General features: G+C 61.0%; 24 protein-coding genes. 12 read left to right on the top strand and 12 right to left on the bottom strand.

Annotation, left to right across the window (positions count from 1 at the left end):
- Window positions 1-1,011: sugar-binding transcriptional regulator (locus ACP7C6_RS28785; protein ID WP_426109560.1), on the bottom strand; the 1,011-nt coding region annotated here is incomplete at its 3' end.
- 63 nt (window positions 1,012-1,074) lie between these two features.
- Entirely contained in the window at window positions 1,075-1,536 is a 462-nt protein-coding gene (rpiB, locus tag ACP7C6_RS28790) for a ribose 5-phosphate isomerase B (protein ID WP_010210973.1), read from the bottom strand.
- Between the two features lie 283 nt (window positions 1,537-1,819).
- On the opposite strand from rpiB, the gene ACP7C6_RS28795 reads away from it, so the two are divergent.
- The 7 genes from ACP7C6_RS28795 (at window position 1,820) to dhaL (ending at window position 9,068) form a co-directional block, all read left to right on the top strand.
- Window positions 1,820-3,307, top strand: coding sequence for a sugar ABC transporter ATP-binding protein (locus ACP7C6_RS28795; RefSeq protein ID WP_426109561.1), 1,488 nt, complete (start codon window positions 1,820-1,822; stop codon window positions 3,305-3,307).
- Window positions 3,304-4,281 (top strand): ABC transporter permease, encoded by a 978-nt coding sequence (locus ACP7C6_RS28800; RefSeq protein ID WP_028616428.1) that lies wholly within the window; start codon window positions 3,304-3,306, stop codon window positions 4,279-4,281. The genes ACP7C6_RS28795 and ACP7C6_RS28800 overlap by 4 nt, the downstream gene beginning before the upstream one ends.
- Before the next feature lie 34 nt (window positions 4,282-4,315).
- Window positions 4,316-5,323: a substrate-binding domain-containing protein gene (locus tag ACP7C6_RS28805; protein WP_028616429.1), complete on the top strand. Its 1,008-nt coding sequence runs from the start codon at window positions 4,316-4,318 to the stop codon at window positions 5,321-5,323.
- Between the two features lie 153 nt (window positions 5,324-5,476).
- Window positions 5,477-6,232 (top strand): SDR family oxidoreductase, encoded by a 756-nt coding sequence (locus tag ACP7C6_RS28810; protein WP_236321011.1) that lies wholly within the window; start codon window positions 5,477-5,479, stop codon window positions 6,230-6,232.
- 27 nt (window positions 6,233-6,259) lie between these two features.
- Complete coding sequence (locus ACP7C6_RS28815) at window positions 6,260-7,375, top strand: MDR/zinc-dependent alcohol dehydrogenase-like family protein (RefSeq protein ID WP_068938029.1); 1,116 nt, start codon at window positions 6,260-6,262, stop codon at window positions 7,373-7,375.
- Between the two features lie 40 nt (window positions 7,376-7,415).
- Complete coding sequence (locus tag ACP7C6_RS28820; RefSeq protein WP_028616432.1) at window positions 7,416-8,417, top strand: dihydroxyacetone kinase subunit DhaK; 1,002 nt, start codon at window positions 7,416-7,418, stop codon at window positions 8,415-8,417.
- A 3-nt stretch (window positions 8,418-8,420) separates the two neighbouring features.
- On the top strand, window positions 8,421-9,068 hold the full coding sequence (gene dhaL, locus ACP7C6_RS28825) for a dihydroxyacetone kinase subunit DhaL (protein WP_068938027.1): 648 nt from the start codon (window positions 8,421-8,423) through the stop codon (window positions 9,066-9,068).
- Here dhaL and ACP7C6_RS28830 read toward each other — a convergent pair.
- Window positions 9,025-9,921, bottom strand: coding sequence for a LysR family transcriptional regulator (locus tag ACP7C6_RS28830; RefSeq protein ID WP_028616434.1), 897 nt, complete (start codon window positions 9,919-9,921; stop codon window positions 9,025-9,027). The two genes, dhaL and ACP7C6_RS28830, sit on opposite strands and share 44 nt — an antisense overlap.
- Before the next feature lie 150 nt (window positions 9,922-10,071).
- Here ACP7C6_RS28830 and ACP7C6_RS28835 point away from each other — a divergent pair, with 150 nt between their 5' ends.
- Entirely contained in the window at window positions 10,072-11,607 is a 1,536-nt protein-coding gene (locus ACP7C6_RS28835) for an MFS transporter (RefSeq protein WP_426109562.1), read from the top strand.
- A gap of 6 nt (window positions 11,608-11,613) precedes the next feature.
- On the opposite strand, the gene sohB is transcribed toward ACP7C6_RS28835, so the two are convergent.
- Complete coding sequence (sohB, locus tag ACP7C6_RS28840) at window positions 11,614-12,639, bottom strand: protease SohB (RefSeq protein WP_010210988.1); 1,026 nt, start codon at window positions 12,637-12,639, stop codon at window positions 11,614-11,616.
- A 193-nt stretch (window positions 12,640-12,832) separates the two neighbouring features.
- Here sohB and ACP7C6_RS28845 point away from each other — a divergent pair, with 193 nt between their 5' ends.
- Complete coding sequence (locus tag ACP7C6_RS28845) at window positions 12,833-13,543, top strand: histidine phosphatase family protein (RefSeq protein ID WP_426109563.1); 711 nt, start codon at window positions 12,833-12,835, stop codon at window positions 13,541-13,543.
- Between the two features lie 56 nt (window positions 13,544-13,599).
- Window positions 13,600-13,914: an SCP2 sterol-binding domain-containing protein gene (locus tag ACP7C6_RS28850; protein WP_016969749.1), complete on the top strand. Its 315-nt coding sequence runs from the start codon at window positions 13,600-13,602 to the stop codon at window positions 13,912-13,914.
- Between the two features lie 57 nt (window positions 13,915-13,971).
- On the opposite strand, the gene ACP7C6_RS28855 is transcribed toward ACP7C6_RS28850, so the two are convergent.
- From ACP7C6_RS28855 to ACP7C6_RS28870, 4 genes are read right to left on the bottom strand one after another with little or no spacing between them, the layout of a single operon-like run.
- Entirely contained in the window at window positions 13,972-14,460 is a 489-nt protein-coding gene (locus ACP7C6_RS28855) for a periplasmic heavy metal sensor (RefSeq protein WP_308908735.1), read from the bottom strand.
- Window positions 14,457-14,888 (bottom strand): hypothetical protein, encoded by a 432-nt coding sequence (locus ACP7C6_RS28860; protein WP_305384913.1) that lies wholly within the window; start codon window positions 14,886-14,888, stop codon window positions 14,457-14,459. The genes ACP7C6_RS28855 and ACP7C6_RS28860 overlap by 4 nt, the downstream gene beginning before the upstream one ends.
- Window positions 14,885-15,463, bottom strand: coding sequence for an RNA polymerase sigma factor (locus ACP7C6_RS28865; protein WP_426109564.1), 579 nt, complete (start codon window positions 15,461-15,463; stop codon window positions 14,885-14,887). The genes ACP7C6_RS28860 and ACP7C6_RS28865 overlap by 4 nt, the downstream gene beginning before the upstream one ends.
- Before the next feature lie 15 nt (window positions 15,464-15,478).
- Window positions 15,479-15,790, bottom strand: coding sequence for a YXWGXW repeat-containing protein (locus tag ACP7C6_RS28870; protein ID WP_028616441.1), 312 nt, complete (start codon window positions 15,788-15,790; stop codon window positions 15,479-15,481).
- A 213-nt stretch (window positions 15,791-16,003) separates the two neighbouring features.
- Here ACP7C6_RS28870 and ACP7C6_RS28875 point away from each other — a divergent pair, with 213 nt between their 5' ends.
- A complete protein-coding gene (locus ACP7C6_RS28875; RefSeq protein WP_162834922.1) occupies window positions 16,004-16,144 on the top strand; it encodes a hypothetical protein in 141 nt (46 codons plus the stop codon).
- Here ACP7C6_RS28875 and ACP7C6_RS28880 read toward each other — a convergent pair.
- Window positions 16,141-16,389 carry a DUF1652 domain-containing protein gene (locus tag ACP7C6_RS28880; protein ID WP_028616442.1) on the bottom strand — a complete coding sequence of 83 codons (249 nt, stop codon included), beginning with the start codon at window positions 16,387-16,389 and terminating at the stop codon, window positions 16,141-16,143. The two genes, ACP7C6_RS28875 and ACP7C6_RS28880, sit on opposite strands and share 4 nt — an antisense overlap.
- A gap of 247 nt (window positions 16,390-16,636) precedes the next feature.
- Between ACP7C6_RS28880 and ACP7C6_RS28885 the strand changes: the two genes are divergently transcribed.
- Entirely contained in the window at window positions 16,637-17,581 is a 945-nt protein-coding gene (locus ACP7C6_RS28885; protein WP_028616443.1) for a sensor domain-containing diguanylate cyclase, read from the top strand.
- A gap of 266 nt (window positions 17,582-17,847) precedes the next feature.
- Here the strand turns inward: ACP7C6_RS28885 and ACP7C6_RS28890 are convergent, their stop codons facing one another.
- From ACP7C6_RS28890 to ACP7C6_RS28900, 3 genes are all read right to left on the bottom strand, one after another.
- The gene (locus tag ACP7C6_RS28890; RefSeq protein ID WP_426109565.1) at window positions 17,848-18,108 is read right to left on the bottom strand and encodes a hypothetical protein; all 261 of its coding nucleotides are present in this window, start codon (window positions 18,106-18,108) and stop codon (window positions 17,848-17,850) included.
- A 4-nt stretch (window positions 18,109-18,112) separates the two neighbouring features.
- Window positions 18,113-18,559: a GNAT family N-acetyltransferase gene (locus ACP7C6_RS28895; RefSeq protein WP_426109566.1), complete on the bottom strand. Its 447-nt coding sequence runs from the start codon at window positions 18,557-18,559 to the stop codon at window positions 18,113-18,115.
- Between the two features lie 74 nt (window positions 18,560-18,633).
- On the bottom strand, window positions 18,634-19,542 hold the full coding sequence (locus tag ACP7C6_RS28900) for a helix-turn-helix transcriptional regulator (RefSeq protein ID WP_123476759.1): 909 nt from the start codon (window positions 19,540-19,542) through the stop codon (window positions 18,634-18,636).
- Window positions 19,543-19,557: the final 15 nt, after the last annotated feature.

Below are 19,557 nucleotides of genomic sequence, written 5' to 3' on the forward strand. Positions count from 1 at the left end.
GGCAGTGGTCGCAGCCATGGCGGCGATTTCCGGTTCGAGGATGCGCCGCACCCCGGCCAGGGTGTTGAAGAACTCGCTGTGCGGCGTGGATTGCATCAACCAGGACAGCACGTCCGGGTACGCCCCCAGCGTCGCCGCCGCCTTGGTATTTTCGCTGGCAATCGCCACCACATCCGGTATGCGAAACAACTCCTGCACCGTCAACCCGATCACCCGCCCCTGGATCGCGTTAACCGCAGGTTGCCCGTGAATGTCGATAAAGTCATAGCCCATCATGTCACCCACGGTGCCGGACAACCGGGCCTGGGCGATTTCCTGCGGTGAGAACCAGCCCATGCGCACCATGTTGCTGTTCTCACTCATGTCGCCAATACCGATCAACGCAATGTCCGCGCGCCGCGCCCGGTCCAGCGTGGAGCGCACGGTGTCGTTATTGATCAGCACCCCGCGCAACTCCGGGTTCGCCACCAGGGCCGGGGCATACAAGCTTTCACTCTCCCCCCCGAAGCGCAGCGCCAGGCGCCGGCAGATATGGTCGGGGTTCATGTATTCGCCGGCCTTGAGCGAACCACCGATGGCGCAGACAAATGTGCAATTGCGTGTCACCGGCAAGAATACGTTGTCCGCCACTGCGCCGACGTTACGCCCCATGCCTACCGCGACAATCATGCCATCGCTGAGCGTCTTGTTCAGGTAGTTGGCCACCAGACTGGCAACGGCCGAGCGCTGGGTGTCGGGGTCGCTGTGGTCCACGGCAATCAAGGCGCGGTCCAGCTTGAAGCGCTGCACCAATGCCTGCTCCAGCTCGTTGTTCATGGCCGGGTGCTGCAGCACGCGCACCTCGACGATCCCCTCATCGCGCGCACGCTTGAGCAAGCGGCTGACTTTCGCCCGCGACAGGTCAAAGCGCTTGGCAATGGCTTCCTGAGTGACGTTCTCAAGGTAATAGAGCATTGCCACTTCGGTCATCTGATCGATATCGCTGGCAATGCGCTGGGTACTGTCACTCATGGGGACGGGCTTCCGTTTCGGCGTCAAAGGCGCATTCTCCCGACTCTTGCCCCGTTTAGTCCACTACTGATGCCCGTCGCGCTCGATCGCATTGATGCGCTCGACCTTGGCGCCGGAACGCGCCGACTCGAACTCCGACTCCAGGAATGATTTGACGATGCTTTTGGCCAGCTCCGCACCGATCACTCGCGCGCCGATGGACAGGATTTGCGCATCGTTGCTCTTACGCGCCCGCTCCGCCGAATAGGTGTCATGGGCCTGCGCCGCACGAATGCCCAGCACCTTGTTGGCGGAAATGGCCATGCCGATCCCGGTGCCACACACCAGCACACCCAGGCGCTGCTGCCCGGCATTGATCGCGTTGGCCACGGCCAGGGCGATGTCGGGGTAAAGCACCGGCGCGGTGGAATGGGTGCCGAAGTCGGTCACCGGGTAACCCAGCGCCTCGATATGGCGCTTCAACAGCTCTTTGAGCTCAAAACCCGCTTCATCGCATCCGATAGCCACCGGGAAAGGTGTGTTCATGGCGTCTGGCTCCGCTGCCGTGATCGTACTTATGACTGATCATATGATCACTCAATGAAATTTCGCTCAGGCATTTCGCCGCCAACCACCCCTCACTGTCAAGCATGATTTAACTGACCTGCCAGTCAAAGGCGCCTAAAAAGGCATTATTGACGGACAAGACGAGAATCAGTGCTTTTACATGAAAGAGATTGACTGATCAGAATTTCATTTGATACACATATGATCACAGCGAAACATGACTGTGCGACCTAATAAGAATTCACAGCACGAGGACACGCCGATGGCCACGCCATTACTGCTCCAGGCTGAACACGTCGCCAAGGCTTACGCCGGGGTCCCTGCCCTGCGTGACGGGCGCCTCTCTCTGCGGGCCGGCAGCGTCCACGCCCTGTGCGGCGGCAATGGCGCAGGCAAATCGACATTTCTGAGCATCCTGATGGGCATCACCCAGCGTGACGCCGGCAGCATTCTGCTCAACGGCGCACCGGTGCAGTTCAACCGCCCGAGTGAAGCGCTGGCAGCGGGGATCGCGATGATCACCCAGGAGCTGGAACCCATCCCCTATATGACCGTCGCCGAGAACATCTGGCTGGGGCGAGAACCACGCCGCGCCGGTTGCATCGTCGACAACAAGGCTCTGAACCGGCGCACCCGCGAATTGCTGGAAAGCCTGGAGTTCGACGTCGATGCCACCAGCCCCATGCACCGCTTGAGCGTCGCGCAGATCCAACTGGTAGAAATCGCCAAGGCCTTCAGCCATGACTGCCAGGTGATGATCATGGACGAACCCACCTCGGCCATTGGCGAACACGAGGCGCAAACCCTGTTCAAGGCCATCCGCCGCCTGACGGCCCGGGGCGCCGGCATTGTGTATGTGTCGCACCGCCTCAGCGAACTGGCGCAGATCGCCGACGACTACAGCATCTTCCGCGACGGCGCCTTCGTCGAAAGCGGACGCATGGCGGACATTGATCGCGACCATTTGGTACGCGGAATCGTCGGTCAGGAGTTGACTCGCATCGACCACAAGGTCGGTCGCGAATGCGCTGCCAACACGTGCCTGCAAGTCGACAACCTGAGCCGCACCGGGGAGTTCCACGACATCAGCCTGCAATTGCGCCAAGGCGAAATCCTCGGCATTTATGGCTTGATGGGCTCGGGGCGCAGCGAGTTCCTCAACTGCATCTATGGCCTGACGGTCGCGGACTCCGGCAGTGTCACCCTGCAAGGCAAGCCCATGCCGATCGGGCTGCCCAAGGCGACCATCAATGCCGGCATGTCGCTGGTCACCGAAGATCGCAAGGACAGTGGCCTGGTGCTCACCGGCAGCATTCTTTCCAACATTGCCCTGTCGGCCTACAAGCGCCTTTCGAGTTGGTCGCTGATCAATGCGCGCAAGGAAACCCAGCTGGCCCAGGACATGGTCAAGCGCCTGCAGATCAAGACCACGGCCCTGGAATTGCCGGTGGCATCCATGAGTGGCGGCAACCAGCAGAAAGTGGTGCTCGCCAAATGCCTGTCCACCGAGCCGGTCTGCCTGCTGTGTGACGAACCGACCCGTGGCATTGATGAAGGCGCCAAGCAGGAGATCTACCACCTGCTCGACCAATTCGTACGCGGCGGTGGCGCTGCCATCGTGGTGTCGTCGGAAGCGCCGGAACTGCTGCACCTGAGCGATCGCATCGCCGTATTCAAGGGCGGCCGGCTGGTGACCATCAGCACCGACACCGCCCTTTCCCAGGAAGCCTTGTTGAGTCTTGCCTCATGAATGCCAAAACCCTCGCAGCACCTGTCACTGCCGCGCCGCGCAATCGCCTGCGTCTGTCCCTCGACCGCTTCGGCCTGCCGCTGGTGTTTATCCTGCTGTGCGTGGTGATGGCGTTCTCCAGTGAATACTTCATGACCTGGCGCAACTGGATGGACATCCTGCGCCAGACCTCGATCAACGGCATCCTTGCGGTGGGCATGACCTATGTGATCCTGACCAAGGGCATCGACTTGTCCGTGGGCTCGATCCTGGCCTTTGCCGGGTTGTGCAGTGCCATGGTCGCGACCCAGGGGTACGGCGTGCTGGCGGCGGTCAGTGCCGGGATGTTTGCCGGCGCGATGCTCGGCGTGGTGAACGGTTTCATGGTCGCGAACCTGTCGATCCCGCCCTTCGTGGCCACCCTGGGCATGCTCAGCATTGCGCGCGGCATGACCTTCATCCTTAACGATGGCAGCCCGATCACCGACCTGCCCGACGCCTACCTGGCGCTGGGCATCGGCAAGATCGGCCCGATCGGCGTGCCAATCGTCATCTTCGCCGTGGTTGCGCTGATCTTCTGGATGGTGCTGCGCTACACGACCTACGGCCGCTATGTGTACGCGGTCGGCGGCAATGAAAAGAGCGCACGCACCTCTGGCATCGGCGTGCGCAAGGTGATGTTTTCGGTATACGTGGTCTCGGGCCTGCTCGCCGGACTGGCCGGCGTGGTGCTCTCGGCCCGCACCACCTCTGCCCTGCCCCAGGCCGGGGTGTCCTATGAACTGGACGCGATTGCCGCCGTGGTGATCGGCGGCACCAGCTTGTCGGGCGGCACCGGCAGCATTGTCGGCACGCTGTTCGGCGCACTGTTGATCGGGGTGATCAACAACGGGCTGAACCTGCTCGGCGTGTCCTCTTATTACCAGCAGGTCGCCAAGGGCCTGATCATTGTGTTCGCAGTACTGATCGACGTGTGGCGCAAGAAAAAACGCTAGAGAACGACCCACAACAATAACCGGAGTTCTACTCATGAAACTTGGTACCACCTTGGCCGCCACAGCGGCCCTCTCCCTGCTCGCCTGCAGTATCGCCCTGGCCGCCGATGGCAAGACCTACAAGGTCGGCGCAGCCGTCTACGGCCTCAAGGGCCAGTTCATGCAGAACTGGGTCCGCGAGCTCAAGGAACACCCGGCGGTCAAGGACGGCACCGTGCAGTTGACCGTGTTCGACGGCAACTACGACGCCCTCACCCAGAACAACCAGATCGAAAACATGGTGACCCAACGCTACGACGCCATCCTGTTCGTACCGATCGACACCAAGGCCGGCGTCGGCACCGTCAAGGCGGCCATGAGCAACGACGTGGTGGTCATCGCCTCCAATACGAAAGTAGCCGATGCCTCTGTGCCGTATGTGGGTAACGATGATGTCGAAGGCGGCCGCCTGCAGGCCCAGGCTATGGTCGACAAACTTAATGGCAAAGGCAACGTGGTGATTATCCAGGGGCCGATTGGCCAGTCGGCGCAGATCGACCGGGAAAAAGGCGAACTGGAAGTGCTGGGCAAACACCCGGACATCAAGATCATCGAGAAAAAGACCGCCAACTGGGACCGCGCCCAGGCCCTGGCGCTCACTGAAGACTGGTTGAACGCCCACCCCAAAGGCATCAACGGCGTGATCGCGCAGAACGACGACATGGCCCTCGGCGCCGTGCAGGCCCTGAAGTCCCACGGGCTGACCTCCAAGGACGTGCCGGTCACCTCGATCGATGGTATGCCGGACGCGATCCAGGCGGCGAAAAAAGACGAAGTCACCACCTTCCTGCAAGACGCCCAGGCCCAGTCCCAGGGCGCGCTGGACGTGGCGCTGCGTGCACTGGCCGGCAAGGACTACAAGCCGCAGTCGGTGATCTGGGAGCGCTATGCCAAGGATGTGAAATGGGGGGACGGCACGGCGAAGAACTACATCCTGCCGTGGGTGCCGGTCACCAATGCCAACGCCGATGCGCTGTACAAACAAGTCAGCGGCGGCAAATAACGGTTTCGGCCTATAAATGCATTCCAAATGTGGGAGCGGGCTTGCTCGCGAAAGCGGTGGATCAGCCAACTGATATACCCCCTGACAAACCGCTTTCGCGAGCAAGCCCGCTCCCACATTGGATCTCCACCGTTTTCAAAAATGGAGTCATTCATGTCTGGATTCTGGAACCAAGCCTTCGACCTCACCGGCCGTTGCGCGGTGATTACCGGTGGCGCTGCCGGGATCGGCCTGGCCTGTGCCAGCCTGCTGGTAGAACGCGGCGCCCGCGTGGCGCTGCTGGACCGTGAGCCGGCAGTGGTCGAGGTAGCCGCCAGCCTGGGCGCCGGGCATCTGGGCATTGCCGTCGACCTCGGCCAGATCGGCCAGATACAACCCACCATCGACACGGTTTTCGAACACTTCCAACGCCTGGATTACCTGATCAACAGCGCCGGCGTGGTACTGCTGGACAAGGCCATCGACGTGAGCGAAAGCGCCTGGGACACCACCCTGGACATCAACCTCAAGGCCAGCTTCTTCGTGGCCCAGGCCTGCGCCCGGCACATGCTCGCCCAAGGCAGCGGACGCATCGTCAACCTCGCCTCCCAGGCCGCCGTGATCGGCCTGGACCGGCACGTCGCTTATTGCGCCAGCAAGGCCGCGATTGTCGGCATGAGCAAAGTACTGGCCATGGAATGGGCCCCCCACATCAACGTCAACGCCATCTCCCCGACCATTGTGGAGACAGCCCTGGGCAAGAAAGCCTGGGCGGGTGACGTGGGTGAAAAGGCCAAGTTGCAGATCCCGGCGGGCCGCTTTGCCCAGCCGGAAGAAATCGCCGGGCTGGCGTTGTACCTGCTCAGTGATGCGGCGCAGATGATCACCGGCGCCAACATGGTGATCGACGGCGGCTACAGCATTCAGTAATTCATCTTCTTGTCGTGAGGTTTTGTCATGTCCACCGTTACCGAACGCACACCCGAACAACTGTCCCCAGTCATCCCGAAAACCATGCAGGCCGTGGTGTGCCATGGCCCGGAAGATTACCGCCTGGAAACCGTCGACGTGCCTACGCCCGGCCCCGATGAAATCCTCACCAAAGTCGAGTTGTGCGGCATCTGCATGGGCGACATCAAGACCTATCGCGGCGCCCCGTCGTTCTGGGGTGACGCCGAACAACCCCGCTACGTGAAGCCGCCGATGATCCCCGGCCATGAATTCGTCTGCCGCGTGGTTGCCCTGGGCCCAGGTGCAGAAAAACGCGGAGTGAAGGTCGGTGATCGGGTGATTTCCGAACAGATCGTGCCGTGCTGGGGCTGCCGCTTCTGCAACCACGGCCAATACTGGATGTGCCAGAAGCACGACCTGTATGGCTTCCAGAACAATGTGCAGGGCGCCATGGCCCAGTACATGATCTTCACCAAGGAAGGCATCATCCACACAGTGCCGGAGTCCATTGCCCCCGACGAAGCGATTTTGATCGAGCCGCTAGCCTGCTCGCTGCACGCGGCGGAACGCGCCAATGTCGACCACGACGACATCGTGGTGGTCGCCGGCGCCGGCACCCTGGGCTTGGGCATCATCGGTGCCGTGCGCCTGCGCAATCCGAAAAAGCTCATCGTGCTGGACATGAAACCCGAACGCGCCGCCCTGGCCCTGCGCATGGGCGCCGACGAAGTCTGGAACCCGGCCGAGGTGGACGTGCTGGCGAAGATCCGCGAGATCACCGACGGCTATGGCTGCGACATCTATATCGAAGCCACCGGGCACCACAAGGCAGTGAACCAGGGCCTGGCAATGCTGCGAAAACTGGGGCGTTTCGTCGAATTCAGTGTGTTCAATGACGAGGCCACAGTAGATTGGTCGATCATTGGTGACCGCAAGGAACTCGACATTCTCGGCTCACACCTGGGGCCGTATATGTACCCACGTGCCATCGACTTTATCGGCAACCGCAAGATCGACATGCGCGACGTGGTGACCCACAAATTTGCGCTGGCGGACTTCAAGGAAGCCTTTGCCGTCATGGAGCGTGGAGACAAGTCACTCAAAGTGGTATTGGAACCTTGAACCGCCCATTCCTTATAAAAAGAACACAGGAACCCGCGTTATGAATCGAGTCATCAACGATCCGGACCAGGTGGTCGAGGACATGCTGCGCGGCATTCTGGTCGCGCACCCCGAACTGCGCCAGTTCGAGACCAACCCACGCGTGATCGTCAAGGCCAAGCCTTCTGCGCCTGGCCGCGTGGGCATTGTCACTGGCGGCGGATCGGGCCATGAGCCGGCCTTCCTTGGCTATGTCGGTCCGGGCCTGGTGGATGCCGTGGCGGTCGGTGAGATCTTTTCCTCACCCACCGCCAAGAGTTTTTTCGACGCCTTCCGCGCCGCCGACCATGGCGCAGGCGTGGCCTGCCTTTACGGTAACTACGCTGGCGACAACATGAACGTGAAGCTGGCGATGAAAATGGCCGCCAGCAAAGACATGCGCATCCGCACGGTGGTCGCCAACGACGACGTAGCGTCCGCCCCCAAGGCCGAGATTGCCAAGCGCCGTGGCGTGGCCGGGGAGATCTTCATGTGGAAGATCGGTGGCGCTGCTGCCGCGCAGCACTACGACTTGGACGAGGTGATCCGGGTCGCACAGAAAACCGTGGATAACTGCCGCTCGATTGGTATCGGCCTGACCCCCTGCACCATTGCAGCAGTGGGCAAGCCGAACTTCCAGATCCCTGACGGCCAGATGGAGCTGGGCATCGGCCATCATGGCGAACCGGGCATCGAGGTGATCCCGATCGAAGCGGCTGCCGCCATGGCTGAACGCATGCTCGCGCCGATCCTCGCCGACCGTGATTTCGGCCAGGACGACAGCGTGGTGGTACTGGTCTCGGGCCTGGGCGCCACGCCGGTCATGGAGTTGTATGTTTTCTATGCCGAGGTCGAAAAACAACTCACGGCCAAAGGCTTGAAGATTCACCGCTGCTACGTCGGCAACTACTTCACCTCCCTGGAAATGATGGGCGTGACCCTGACCCTGCTCGGCCTCGACGCAGAGCTTGCCACCCTGATCGATCAACCCTGCCGCTCCATCGGCATGACCCAGGCGGAGTAAACTATGAGCCAGCATTTTTCCACCCGTGACGGCGACGCCATCGTCAGCGACCTGGTCAGCGTGATCGTCGCCAACCGCGAATACCTCAGTGAAATCGACGGCGCCATCGGCGATGGCGACCACGGCATTAACATGGCCAAGGGCTTCGCCCATTGCGGGCGCACCATTGAAGGACGCCAACTGACCCTGGCCGAGGCGCTCGACGAGTTGACCCTCAGCTTGATGGAAGGCATCGGCGGCTCCATGGGGCCTTTGTATGGCAGCCTGTTTATCGGCATGGCCGATGAAGTGCGCAGCAGTGATGACATCGACGCCGCAACCTTTGCTCATTTGCTGCGCGGCGGCTTGACCTCGTTGCAGGACATCACGGACGCGGGTGTGGGCGATAAATGCCTGATGGACACCTTGATCCCGGCGGTTGAAGCTTTTGAGCGCGAGCATGCCTCAGGGGCCTCCTTCAGCGACGCTCTGAATGCGATGAAGGCCGCCGCGTCACAGGGCCGCGACTCGACCAAGGACCTGGTGGCCAAGATCGGCCGCGCCAGTCGCTTGGGCGAACGTTCCCTCGGCGTGCTGGATGCCGGCGCGGTGTCGTGCTGCCTGATCCTCACGCGTCTGGCCGATTCGGTGCAGACGCGACTGTCTGCTTGACCTGCTGGATATACCGCGCGACCGCCGGCGCTTTTTCGAAGCGCCGGTGAATCAGCGATAGCCACGACGATGCGTCAACGCCCTGAATGCTGCGGTACACCACGCCTGGCAAACTGACATGCCCCACCATGGACGCCGGCACCACCGCCACGCCCTGCCCGAGTGACACCAGCGCCACCACCGCCACCAAACCACCGGGTTGCGGCCCCAGGCGCGGTGCATAGCCACCTTGCGCGGCCACCTGCAAGGTGCCGCTGATTTGCTCCGGCAAGATGAATGTCTCGTTCTCCAAATGCTTGCAACCGATGGCCTTGAGCCCCAGCAGCCAGGAGTCCTGGGGCAGCGCCAAGACAAACCCTTCGCTGTCCAGGCGCACCGCCTCGACCCCCTCCGGCAGCGTCATGGGCGAGCGGATGTAACCGATATCGACACGCCCGTCCGCTACCGCGCCAGGCAACGTCGCCATCGCACATTCGCGCACATTCACGCTCACATCCGGAAACGCCTGGCCGAACGCCTGCATTTGCCGCTGCAACAGGCCCGAATACACCGCCGACGCCACATAGCCCAATTCGATATGGCCGATCTCGCCACGTCCGGCGCGCTGAGCATTGCGCTGGGCGAACTCGAACTGGCGCACGGTAGCCTCGGCTTCGATCAATAAGGCAGCACCAGCTTCGGTCAGGCTGACTTCGCGTTGCTGGCGGACAAACAGACGCGTCCCCAGCGCCGCTTCCATGTCTTGGATCTGACGGCTTAACGTCGGGGGCGCAATGCCCAAGTGCTCCGCGGCCCGCGTGAAGTTGCGCTGGCGGGCAACGGCCAGGAAATAGCGAAAATGACGAATATCCATAACAGCATTAGCTCAAAGGTAATGAAGTGCTTCACGGCGACTAACAAAGACATTGCCGGGAGGGAATAAGCTCACAGCACCTGAACACTAGAGAGCCCTTGCGATGCCCGTCAACCGCCTTCTTCGTATTGCCTGCAAGGTAATTCAACCATGAGCCGGATCAGTCCACGCCTCACACTGCTGACCGCATCCGGCGTTTGCTCGCTGATCGTGCTCGACACCAACATCGTCGCCGTGACGCTGCCCAGCATCGCCCGCGACCTGGGGGCGAACTTTGCCGACATCGAGTGGGTCGTCAGCGCCTATATGCTGGCCTTTGCCGCACTGTTGTTGCCCGCCGGCAGCATCGCCGATCGCTTTGGCCGCAAGAAGACCCTGATTTGGGGGCTGAGCATTTTTATCCTGGCCTCCCTGGGCTGCGGCGCAGCGCCCAACGCTGTGTTCCTGGACATCGCACGCGCGATCAAAGGCGTCGGCGCCGCCCTGCTATTGACCTCGGCGCTCGCCTCCATCGGCCACACCTTCCATGACGACGTGGAACGGGCAAAAGCCTGGGCCTTCTGGGGCGCGTGCATGGGTGTGGCCATGACCGCCGCGCCGACCTTGGGCGGCTTGATCACCGAGTACCTGGGCTGGCGCTGGATTTTCTATCTCAACTTGCCGGTGGGCCTGGGGCTGATGGCGCTGGTGCTGCGCGCCATTGAGGAATCCCGCGATACCCAGTCGGCGCGACTCGACCCTTGGGGCAGCCTGGCCTTCAGCGCCGCTTTGCTGTGCCTGATCTGGGGTTTGATCGAAGCCAATCGCATCGGCTGGGACAGCCCGTTGACCTACGCCCGGCTCATAGGCGGCGCGGCCTTGCTGGGCGTATTTGTCGTCGTCGAACGTGTACAACAGCGCCCCATGGTCGACCTGCAACTGTTCCGTCACCCGCGGTTTATCGGAGCCTTGCTGGGCATGTTCGCCTACGCCGGCTGTGCCCAGGTGATGATGACCTTGTTGCCGTTCTACCTGCAGAACGGCCTGGGGTTCTCCGCGATCGCCTCGGGCCTGGGCATGCTGCCGTTTGCGCTGACCATGTTGATCTGCCCACGCATTGGCGCCCGCCTGGCGGGGCGTTTCGCGCCAGCAACGATGATGGCGGCCGGCTTGACCCTGGTGGGCTGCGGCAACCTCTTGAGCGCCTGGGCGGTAAACGTGGGGGGTTACCTGCCCTTTGCCTTGGCGATTGCGGTGACAGGGGCCGGGGCAGGTCTGCTCAATGGCGATACGCAAAAAAACATCATGGCCTGCGTGCCGCGAGACCGTGCCGGGATGGCGTCCGGTATGAGCACCACCATGCGCTTCAGCGCGATCATGTTGGCGGTCGGTGTGTATGGGGCATTATTGAGCAGCCATAGCGAACAGTTGTTGAGCGCAAGCATCGACACACAATGGCGGGCTCAGGTTAACGGCATTGCTTCACGCGTAGTCGCGGGTGATATGCCAGCGGCGATGAGGTTGTTGCCGGAGTCGGCACGGCTGTTGGTGCAGCCGCTGGCACGGCAGGCGTTTGTGGGTGGGTTCAGTGGCGTGCTGTGGGTGGCGGGGTTGTTGGGATTGCTGGGGGCGCTGGTGGTGGGGATATTAATGAAAAACCCCATACCAGCAGTGCAACAGGCCTCGATGAAACCTGCGCACCGCTGATCATTTTTACCAGAATCGCTGCTGGGTCAACCGGCTCCACCAGGTCAGCAGCACGCGGTCCACCGAACCACTGGCCGCCAGGCCTACGCGCTCCTGCAAGCTCTTGCGCTCGGCATAGTGCAAGTGGAACACCTCGGCGGTCTTGGCCTTGGTGGCCAGGTATTCATCGCTGGTTTGCAGCTCATCGACCAGTTGCTTGTCGAGGGCTGCAACACCCAGCCACACTTCTCCGGTCGCGACGTCATCAATCGCCAACTGCGGGCGGTAACGCGAGACGAAGTTCTTGAACAGTTGATGGGTGATGTCCAGGTCTTCCTGGAACTTCTCGCGGCCCTTCTCGGTGTTTTCACCAAACACCGTGAGGGTGCGTTTGTACTCACCGGCAGTCAGCACTTCAAAGTCGATGTCGTGCTTTTTCAGCAGACGGTTGACGTTTGGCAACTGCGCTACCACGCCAATGGAGCCGAGGATGGCAAACGGTGCGCTGATGATCTTCTCGCCGATGCACGCCATCATGTAGCCGCCGCTGGCCGCCACCTTGTCGATGCACACGGTCAACGGCACGCCGGCCTGGCGGATACGCGCCAGTTGCGACGAAGCCAGGCCGTAGCTGTGGACCATGCCACCGCCGCTTTCCAGGCGCAGCACCACTTCATCCTTCGGCGTGGCCAGGCTCAACAAAGCGGTGATTTCATGGCGCAGGCTCTCGGTGGCCGACGCCTTGATATCGCCATCAAAATCCAGCACGAACACCCGTGGCTTGGCCTCGGCTTTCTGCTTGCCCTTCTTCTTTTCGGCCTTGCCTTCGGACTTGCGCAGGGCCTTGAGCTGGTCCTTGTCGAGCAGCGTCGATTCCAGGCGTTCACGCAAACCCTTGTAGAAATCATTGAGTTTGCTGACCTGCAATTGACCGGCGGATTTGCGACGACCTTTGCTACGCAGGGCCGCGAAGCTGATCAGTACCACCAGAATAGCGACCACCAGAGTGACGGTCTTCGCCAGAAAGCTCGCGTATTCGGCCAAAAAATCCATGGTTCTCCTTACAAATGCAGTGCGCCAGGCGCGGATTGCCCAAGCATACCGACGGGGCTTGCCGGGAGCCAGTGCTCAAACCGCCACCAGGCGCCCTCCAACGCGCTTTTAAAACAAGCGTATGTTTTTTCATTGACAGCTCGCAGGCATCCTCATAACCTCGCCAGACTTTCAACGTACCGGGAAAACGGACGTGGGCAGCATCTATCTGATTCGACATGGCCAGGCCTCCTTCGGTGCAGACGACTATGACGTCCTGTCGCCCGTCGGCGTGGAACAGGCACAGGTGCTCGGCCGCCACTTGGCCGACATGGGCCTGGTGTTCGACCGCTGTGTGGCCGGCGACCTGCGCCGCCAGCAGCACACCGCCACCGCCGCGTTCGAGCAGTACAGTGCCCTGGGCCTGCCGGTGCCGCCGCTGGAAATCGACAGCGCCTTCAACGAATTCGATGCCGACGCGATCATCCGCGCCCTGCTCCCCGATCTGCTCACCACCGAACCCGACGCCCTGGAGATCCTGCGCAATGCCGCGCAGAACCGCAGCGAATTCCAGCGCATCTTCGCCCTGATCATCGAGCGCTGGCTGGCCGGCACCTATGATCCACTGGGGCTGGAGAGTTGGCTGGGCTTTGTGGAACGTGTCCAGGGCGGCTTGCAACGTATTCTTGAAGCGGCGGACAACACGCAGAAAGTTGCAGTATTCACCTCCGGCGGCACCATCACCGCCTTGCTCCACCTGATTACCCGGATGCCTGCCGCGCAGGCCTTCGAACTGAACTGGCAAATTGTTAACACCTCGCTCAACCAGCTGAAATTCCGCGGTCGCGAGGTGGCACTGGCTTCCTTCAACAGTCATACCCACTTGCAACTGTTGAAGGCGCCGCAGCTCATCACGTTCCGATGAACTGCGGCCAACCGTGACCCCAAGGTCACTGGACTCTACCCTAAAGGATCGAAACCATGACTGACGTAGCCAAAGCTGTAGAAGCAATGAAAGCCAAATTCAACCCAGCCGCCGCCGACGGCCTGGACCTGGTGTTCGGTTTCCGTATCGACGACACCCAGAACTTCTCGCTGGTGGTGAAAAACAACACCTGCGAACTGCTGGAAGGCGAAAACCCAGACGCCCAAGTTACCCTGGTGACCGACGGCGAAACCATGGAAGGCATCGTCAGCGGCGATACTGACGGCATGCAGGCCTTCATGAGCGGCAAACTGCGCACCGAAGGCGACATGATGCTGGCGATGAAGCTGAGCGAACTGTTCCCGGCTTGATTCACGGGCAACCCTGAATCCCGATCCCGCCCTTCCCGGCGGGATTTTTTTTGCCTGCTATTTTGAGTCCGCTACCGGCTCCTTGAGTTTTTCTTTAGGTTTGCCCTGCCCGCGCAGGTACAACGCCTCGACCAGTTTTTGCCGCTCGACCTGGGGCAAGGTGCTGGCAAACTGCGCCAGCGTGGTGTCCACCAAGGCACGAAGTGCCATATCCGCCTCGCGAGCCTTGGCCAATTCGGTGACCAGCACATCCCGGTCCAGCGTCGGTGCCTCCAACTGCTTGATCACCCCCAACCGCGCCTCCCGCCCGGCCATTACCAGCGGCTGGCTATCGGCACGGTTATGGCGCAACAACTGGCGCAGTTCCCGTCGCCGCTCCGGCGGCAACTTGACCATCGCCTGCCGCAGCCCATGCTGGTTGACCGCCGCCTCGGCAGGCTTGGCACTGGCCATCCAGTGGTAAACCGCCCCGCCCACCCCGCCCATCAAAAACACATTGAGCAACACCGAGACCAGCAACCACGGTTTAAGGGATTGGGTACTCATTGCTCGGATTCCTCGGCATTGACGGTAAAGATGACTTGCGCATCGCCCTGGTCAAACACACTGGGCAACACCTCGGCGGACACCATCGGCAGCGGTACGCTCATGGACGCCACCAGCATGCCGGTGACAACACCGGCAATACCCACGCCCACCAGTCCCGCCGGTGACAGCCAAGCGGCATAGCGCGACCAGAACGACGTCCGGCGCAGCGCCGACTGGCGGATCTGCCGGGCCAGCGCCGGGTCGGTGAATGCCAGTTGATGGCTGTCCAGTTGGGCGTCGAGCCAACCGGCCTGATCCAACACTTCTCGGGCACTGACATTACCGCCGTCGAGCAGCGCCTGAGCCGCCCCGCGCTCAGCCAGGGGCCAACGCTGTAGGTTGGCGCCATAGGCGTCGGCCAGATAAGCAAATCGTTCGGGTGTCATGATGTTCCCCTTCCTGGGCGGGCAAGCCCGGGTGTATCGGCAAGTTGGCTGCGCAACTGGCGTCGGGCCCGCGATAGCAGGCTCTCCAGTGCCTCGACGCTGATATTCATCAGGGCCGCTGCGTCGATGTTCGACAGCTCCTGGTAGTACTGCAACACAATCGCCTCGCGCTGACGCGCGGGCAAAGCGGCCAACGCGGCGGCCATGCGCGCATTGCGGTCGGCGCTTTCCAATTGTTCATCCAGAGGTGGTGCGCTGTCCGCCAGCTCCAGCGCATCCTCCTCGTTCAAAGGACGTTCCTTGCGCCGACGCAAGCGGTCATGGCACAGGTTGAGCGCCACCCGATGCAGCCACGTGTCGAAACGCGCCTCGCCACTGCGCCAACTGGCCGCCTGGCGCCAGATGCGCAGGAAGCTTTCCTGGGCCACGTCCTTGGCTTCGTCGGCATCCCCCAGGATCCGGCTGGCGAGCGCCAGCAGACGCGGCAGTTTGCGCGTCACCATTTCGTTAACGGCCGCTGGTTCGTTGTTGCCGATACGTGCGAGCAGTTCAACGTCCGGATCAGAGTCTTTCAATCGGGCAATTCTCGGTCAGCGGATCCAATGCCCTTCGCGCCAGTACCAGTTGGGACCGTGGGCCTCCCAATGGCCGGGCTCCCAGCGCGCATTGCGCATCACCGGCTGCCAGTGGCCTGGCACCCAGCCATAGCCACGCCCTTCCCAGCGCCAGTGGCCACGGTCCCAGGCGTAGCCCGGTCGCTCCACGGGAACCATTTCCACACGCTCCGGTGGCGGCGCCTGGCGGATGATGATTTCGGTCTGGGCAAACACCGGGGTGCTGACAAACGCGGCAAGGGCCAGCGGAGCAAGCAAGGCAAAGCGCAATGTGGCCAGGGGTCTCATGGCAACTCCTTCATGCAACGGGCGAAAGTGCCGGTCGCTGATGGGTTGAACGGGGTGTGTCGAAAAATCCGTCGCAGGACGCGCAGATTATTGTCGCAGGCAGTATTGCCCAGGGCATGAAGGCGCTTGATGAAAGGTTTGCAAGCTTCGCGACGGATTTACGCAGGTGGCAACGTTGAAGGATTAACGCTGATCAACCCAAGAGGAAACACCATGTCCCGCCGACTTTATATGCTGGTTGCCGCACTGCTGATTGCCAGCCTCAGCGGCTGCGTGATCGTGCCGGAACACCGCCATTGCTGCTGGCGCTATTACGGCGCGCTCGATACGCCGACCCACAGCGTCAACGGCTAGCCGACCGCCGCAAAACCCCGGCGCCCGGCCTTGATTTCGGTGCGCAACTCGCCAATCAGGTTTGAGATGGAACGGATGCTGTCCAAACCTTCGGGGGACACGCCGGTCAGCAGCAGGTCGACCCGGCCGGACACTGGCTCGAAGATATTGATGCGCAACGAGCCGTCGCTGTTGAGCGTGCAATCGCACGCCAGCGGCAGGAAACCCGAGGCCATGATGCGGTTGAGATCAGCGATTGAAATCATGACAAGTTCCCATCCCTGGGCCTCACCCGGTAGTTGTGATGGAGACAGAGTAGAAGAGGTTCTACCGGGCATGGAAGCATTAATGCAAAAGTGTTAGCCATGCCTCATTTCGCCTCGAAAACGCCGAATCACTGACGCCAGAAAACCCGCTGTTCGACCTCTCGTCTGCTGCGCTGGCGAGCGCTTGACTCGAAGCGTCGATCACAAGACGCTCTTGGCTTTTCGCCATCATCTGAGCCAAACCACCATGAGCATCGACCCTCCGAGCCAGCCCGACAGCGATGTGTACAAGACCTTGCTGGAGTCGACCAAGGCCATCCCTTGGCGTATCGATTGGCAGAGCATGACCTTCAGCTACATCGGCCCGCAGATCGAGGCTTTGCTGGGCTGGACCCCGCAGAGTTGGGTGAGCGTGGACGACTGGGTCGAGCGCATGCACCCGGATGATCGGGAATATGTGGTGAATTTCTGCGTGTCGCAATCGCGCGCCGGGGTGGACCACGAAGCGGACTACCGCGCGCTGACCGTGAATGGCGACTACGTGTGGATTCGCGATGTGGTGCATGTGGTGCGCAAGGACGGCGAGGTCGAGGCGCTAATCGGGTTCATGTTCGATATCAGCGAGCGCAAGAAGACCGAAGAGCACCTGGTGCGCCTGCAAAAACAACTTGAGGAATACTCCTACCAGGACGGCCTCACCGGCATCGCCAACCGGCGCATGTTCGACACCGTGCTGGAGCGCGAATGGGCCAGCGCCCAGCGCAGCCAATTGCCCCTGTCGCTGATCATTCTGGATATCGATTTTTTCAAGCAATACAACGACCATTACGGCCATATCAAGGGCGATGAATGCCTGCGCCAAGTTGCAAATACCTTGTCTCAGGCGGCCAACCGACCACGGGATTTCATTGCACGTATCGGCGGCGAAGAGTTCGTGTGGCTGCTCCCGGAAACCGACGCAGAGTCTGCCAGGCAAGTGGCGCAGCGCTGCCTGCACCTGATCCGCCAGCAGCAGATCGAGCATGGTTTTTCGGCGGTGTCGAACCTGCTGACCCTGAGTCTGGGCGTCGGTACGCGCATCGTGAAACCCGACAGCCCGATGCTGGGGTTTGTCGAAGAGGTCGACAAGTTGTTGTATCAAGCCAAACGCAATGGGCGGATGCGCGCGGAGTTCGCTGACGGTGAAGTGTGACGCGAAGGTCAAATCGCAGGCAAAAAAAATCCCAAGTAGCTGATGGAAACTTGGGATTTAAAAATGCATAAACCGTGGGAGGTGAACGCCCGGCTATAGTAACGATTGTAAAAACCTGTAACAAGATTATTTTAATCCTTTCGTCGGATTAAAATCGCTGTAAGTCATTCAATAACCACACATTTTTTAAGGTAGCGCGGTCTATGCGTGCCACTTTTTGGTGCAACTACCGACACTAATTCCACTTATAAAAAAGGGCTATTGGATTATAGCGGCGTCGCACTATTGGATATACGTCCATTCAAATGCTTACACGCTTCGTGTATTTCAAGGCTATTGGGCAGTACCGAGCGCCTTACACTTTCTACCTGCCTGCACAATGCCAGACGTTCGTTGGCGGCTTCCCGCTCGCGGTCAATCTCGGCGTTGAGCCGCACAAAATAGAACCCCAGCAACACCGCAGCACAGAGCACACCGAGCACAAAGTAGCGAAAGCTGTTGGACGACGGCGGCTCGGGTGGGTTCATGATGTTATTGCGCCCTGCTCTTCTCGTAACGCACATCATCGCCGTCCACCAGGCCGACCACGCTCCAACCCAGCCGCTGATAAAACCCGTTGGCACGGATTCCGTCACGGCCGTCGGTAATCAAGAACAACCGATCATGGTGTTCAAACAGCGCGGCCTCAGCCACCGCCATCAGTTGACGGCCCAGGCCCAGGTTCTCGAAAGCCGGCCGCACGAACATCGCGAATACCTCGCCTTCGGCCAGGTCGACCATGGCAAAAGCGGCAGGCTGACCCTCCGCCTCGGCGATCCAAACGCAGGGCGCTGCGCGGATGCTGTCAGCCAGTACCTGGGGCGTTATGCCCAAGTCGGCCATTTGCTCGACACTCAAATGGTTTTGCACCACCGAGGTGCGAATGGCGAAGAGCGTGTCGACATCGTCCTGCGTCGCCAGGCGGATGAGCGGTTGCATACTGGCCTCCCTAGTAGAGGGCGCAATTGTATGCAAATAGAAACACAGTGAATGTCGTGGATTTGTAAAACGCCCTACAGCGCCTCGCTTTGCTGCTGTCGACGGAACTGCCCTGGCGCCACCCCATGGGCCTTGCGGAAACACCGGGAAAAATACGCCTCGTCGGTGAAACCGCAGCGGTGCGCGATCACGCCAATCATTTGCGCACTGTTGAGCAACAAGGTGCGCGCCATCTGCATGCGCCGGTCGAGCACCAGTTGCGAGAAGGGTTTGCCGGTTTCCTTGCGCAACAGGTGAGTGAGGTAGTTGGGCGACAGGAACGCCGCCGCCGCTGCATCCGTGAGGTTGAGGGTCGGTTCATGCAAGTGCTCGCGGATATAGCCCTGCACCCGTGCCAACGCATCCTTACGCCCGCGCCGCGTGGCATTGTTGGCGGCGAAAGCCTGCAAGGGCTCGGCGTACTGCTCACAGACCAGGCCGATCAGTTGAAACAGGTAGCCCTTGAGGCGTTCGCGGGCGCCGAAGGTGCGGTGGGCATCGAGTTCGCGCATGTGGGCAAGCCAGGTTTGCACCTGCTCGAACGCCGCGTCTTCGAGAATGAAGTCCAACTGCTCCTGGAAGCGAAACGGCGACAGCTCCGGCGCCTGGCCGATGGGAATGTCTTCCAGGTCCAGGGGGTCGCAGGTGAGCTGCGGTAGGAAAAACGCCTGGCTGAAGTTGATCAGCATGAATTCGCCATCTTCAGGATGGGGAATCACATGCAAGCGATGGGGCAGGATGAACGCCAGGGCCTTGCGCGGAAACGGCCGCACCGCGCCGCCGATATGCTGCACGGTGTCGCCGCCGAGGTTGATCTGGATCTGGAAATACTCATGGCGATGGGGGCTGGTCAGCGCCGCTCGCCCGCGTTTGTCGCGAATGTAGAAGTCGGGGCGGTCGCTGCGCTGTTCCATGCCGTAAGTGGTGACGCGGGTGCCTGGCATAACGGTCTCTCGGGT

The sequence above is a fragment of the Pseudomonas sp. TWR1-1-4 genome (assembly GCF_049897165.1).
Classification (GTDB): domain Bacteria; phylum Pseudomonadota; class Gammaproteobacteria; order Pseudomonadales; family Pseudomonadaceae; genus Aquipseudomonas; species Aquipseudomonas canadensis.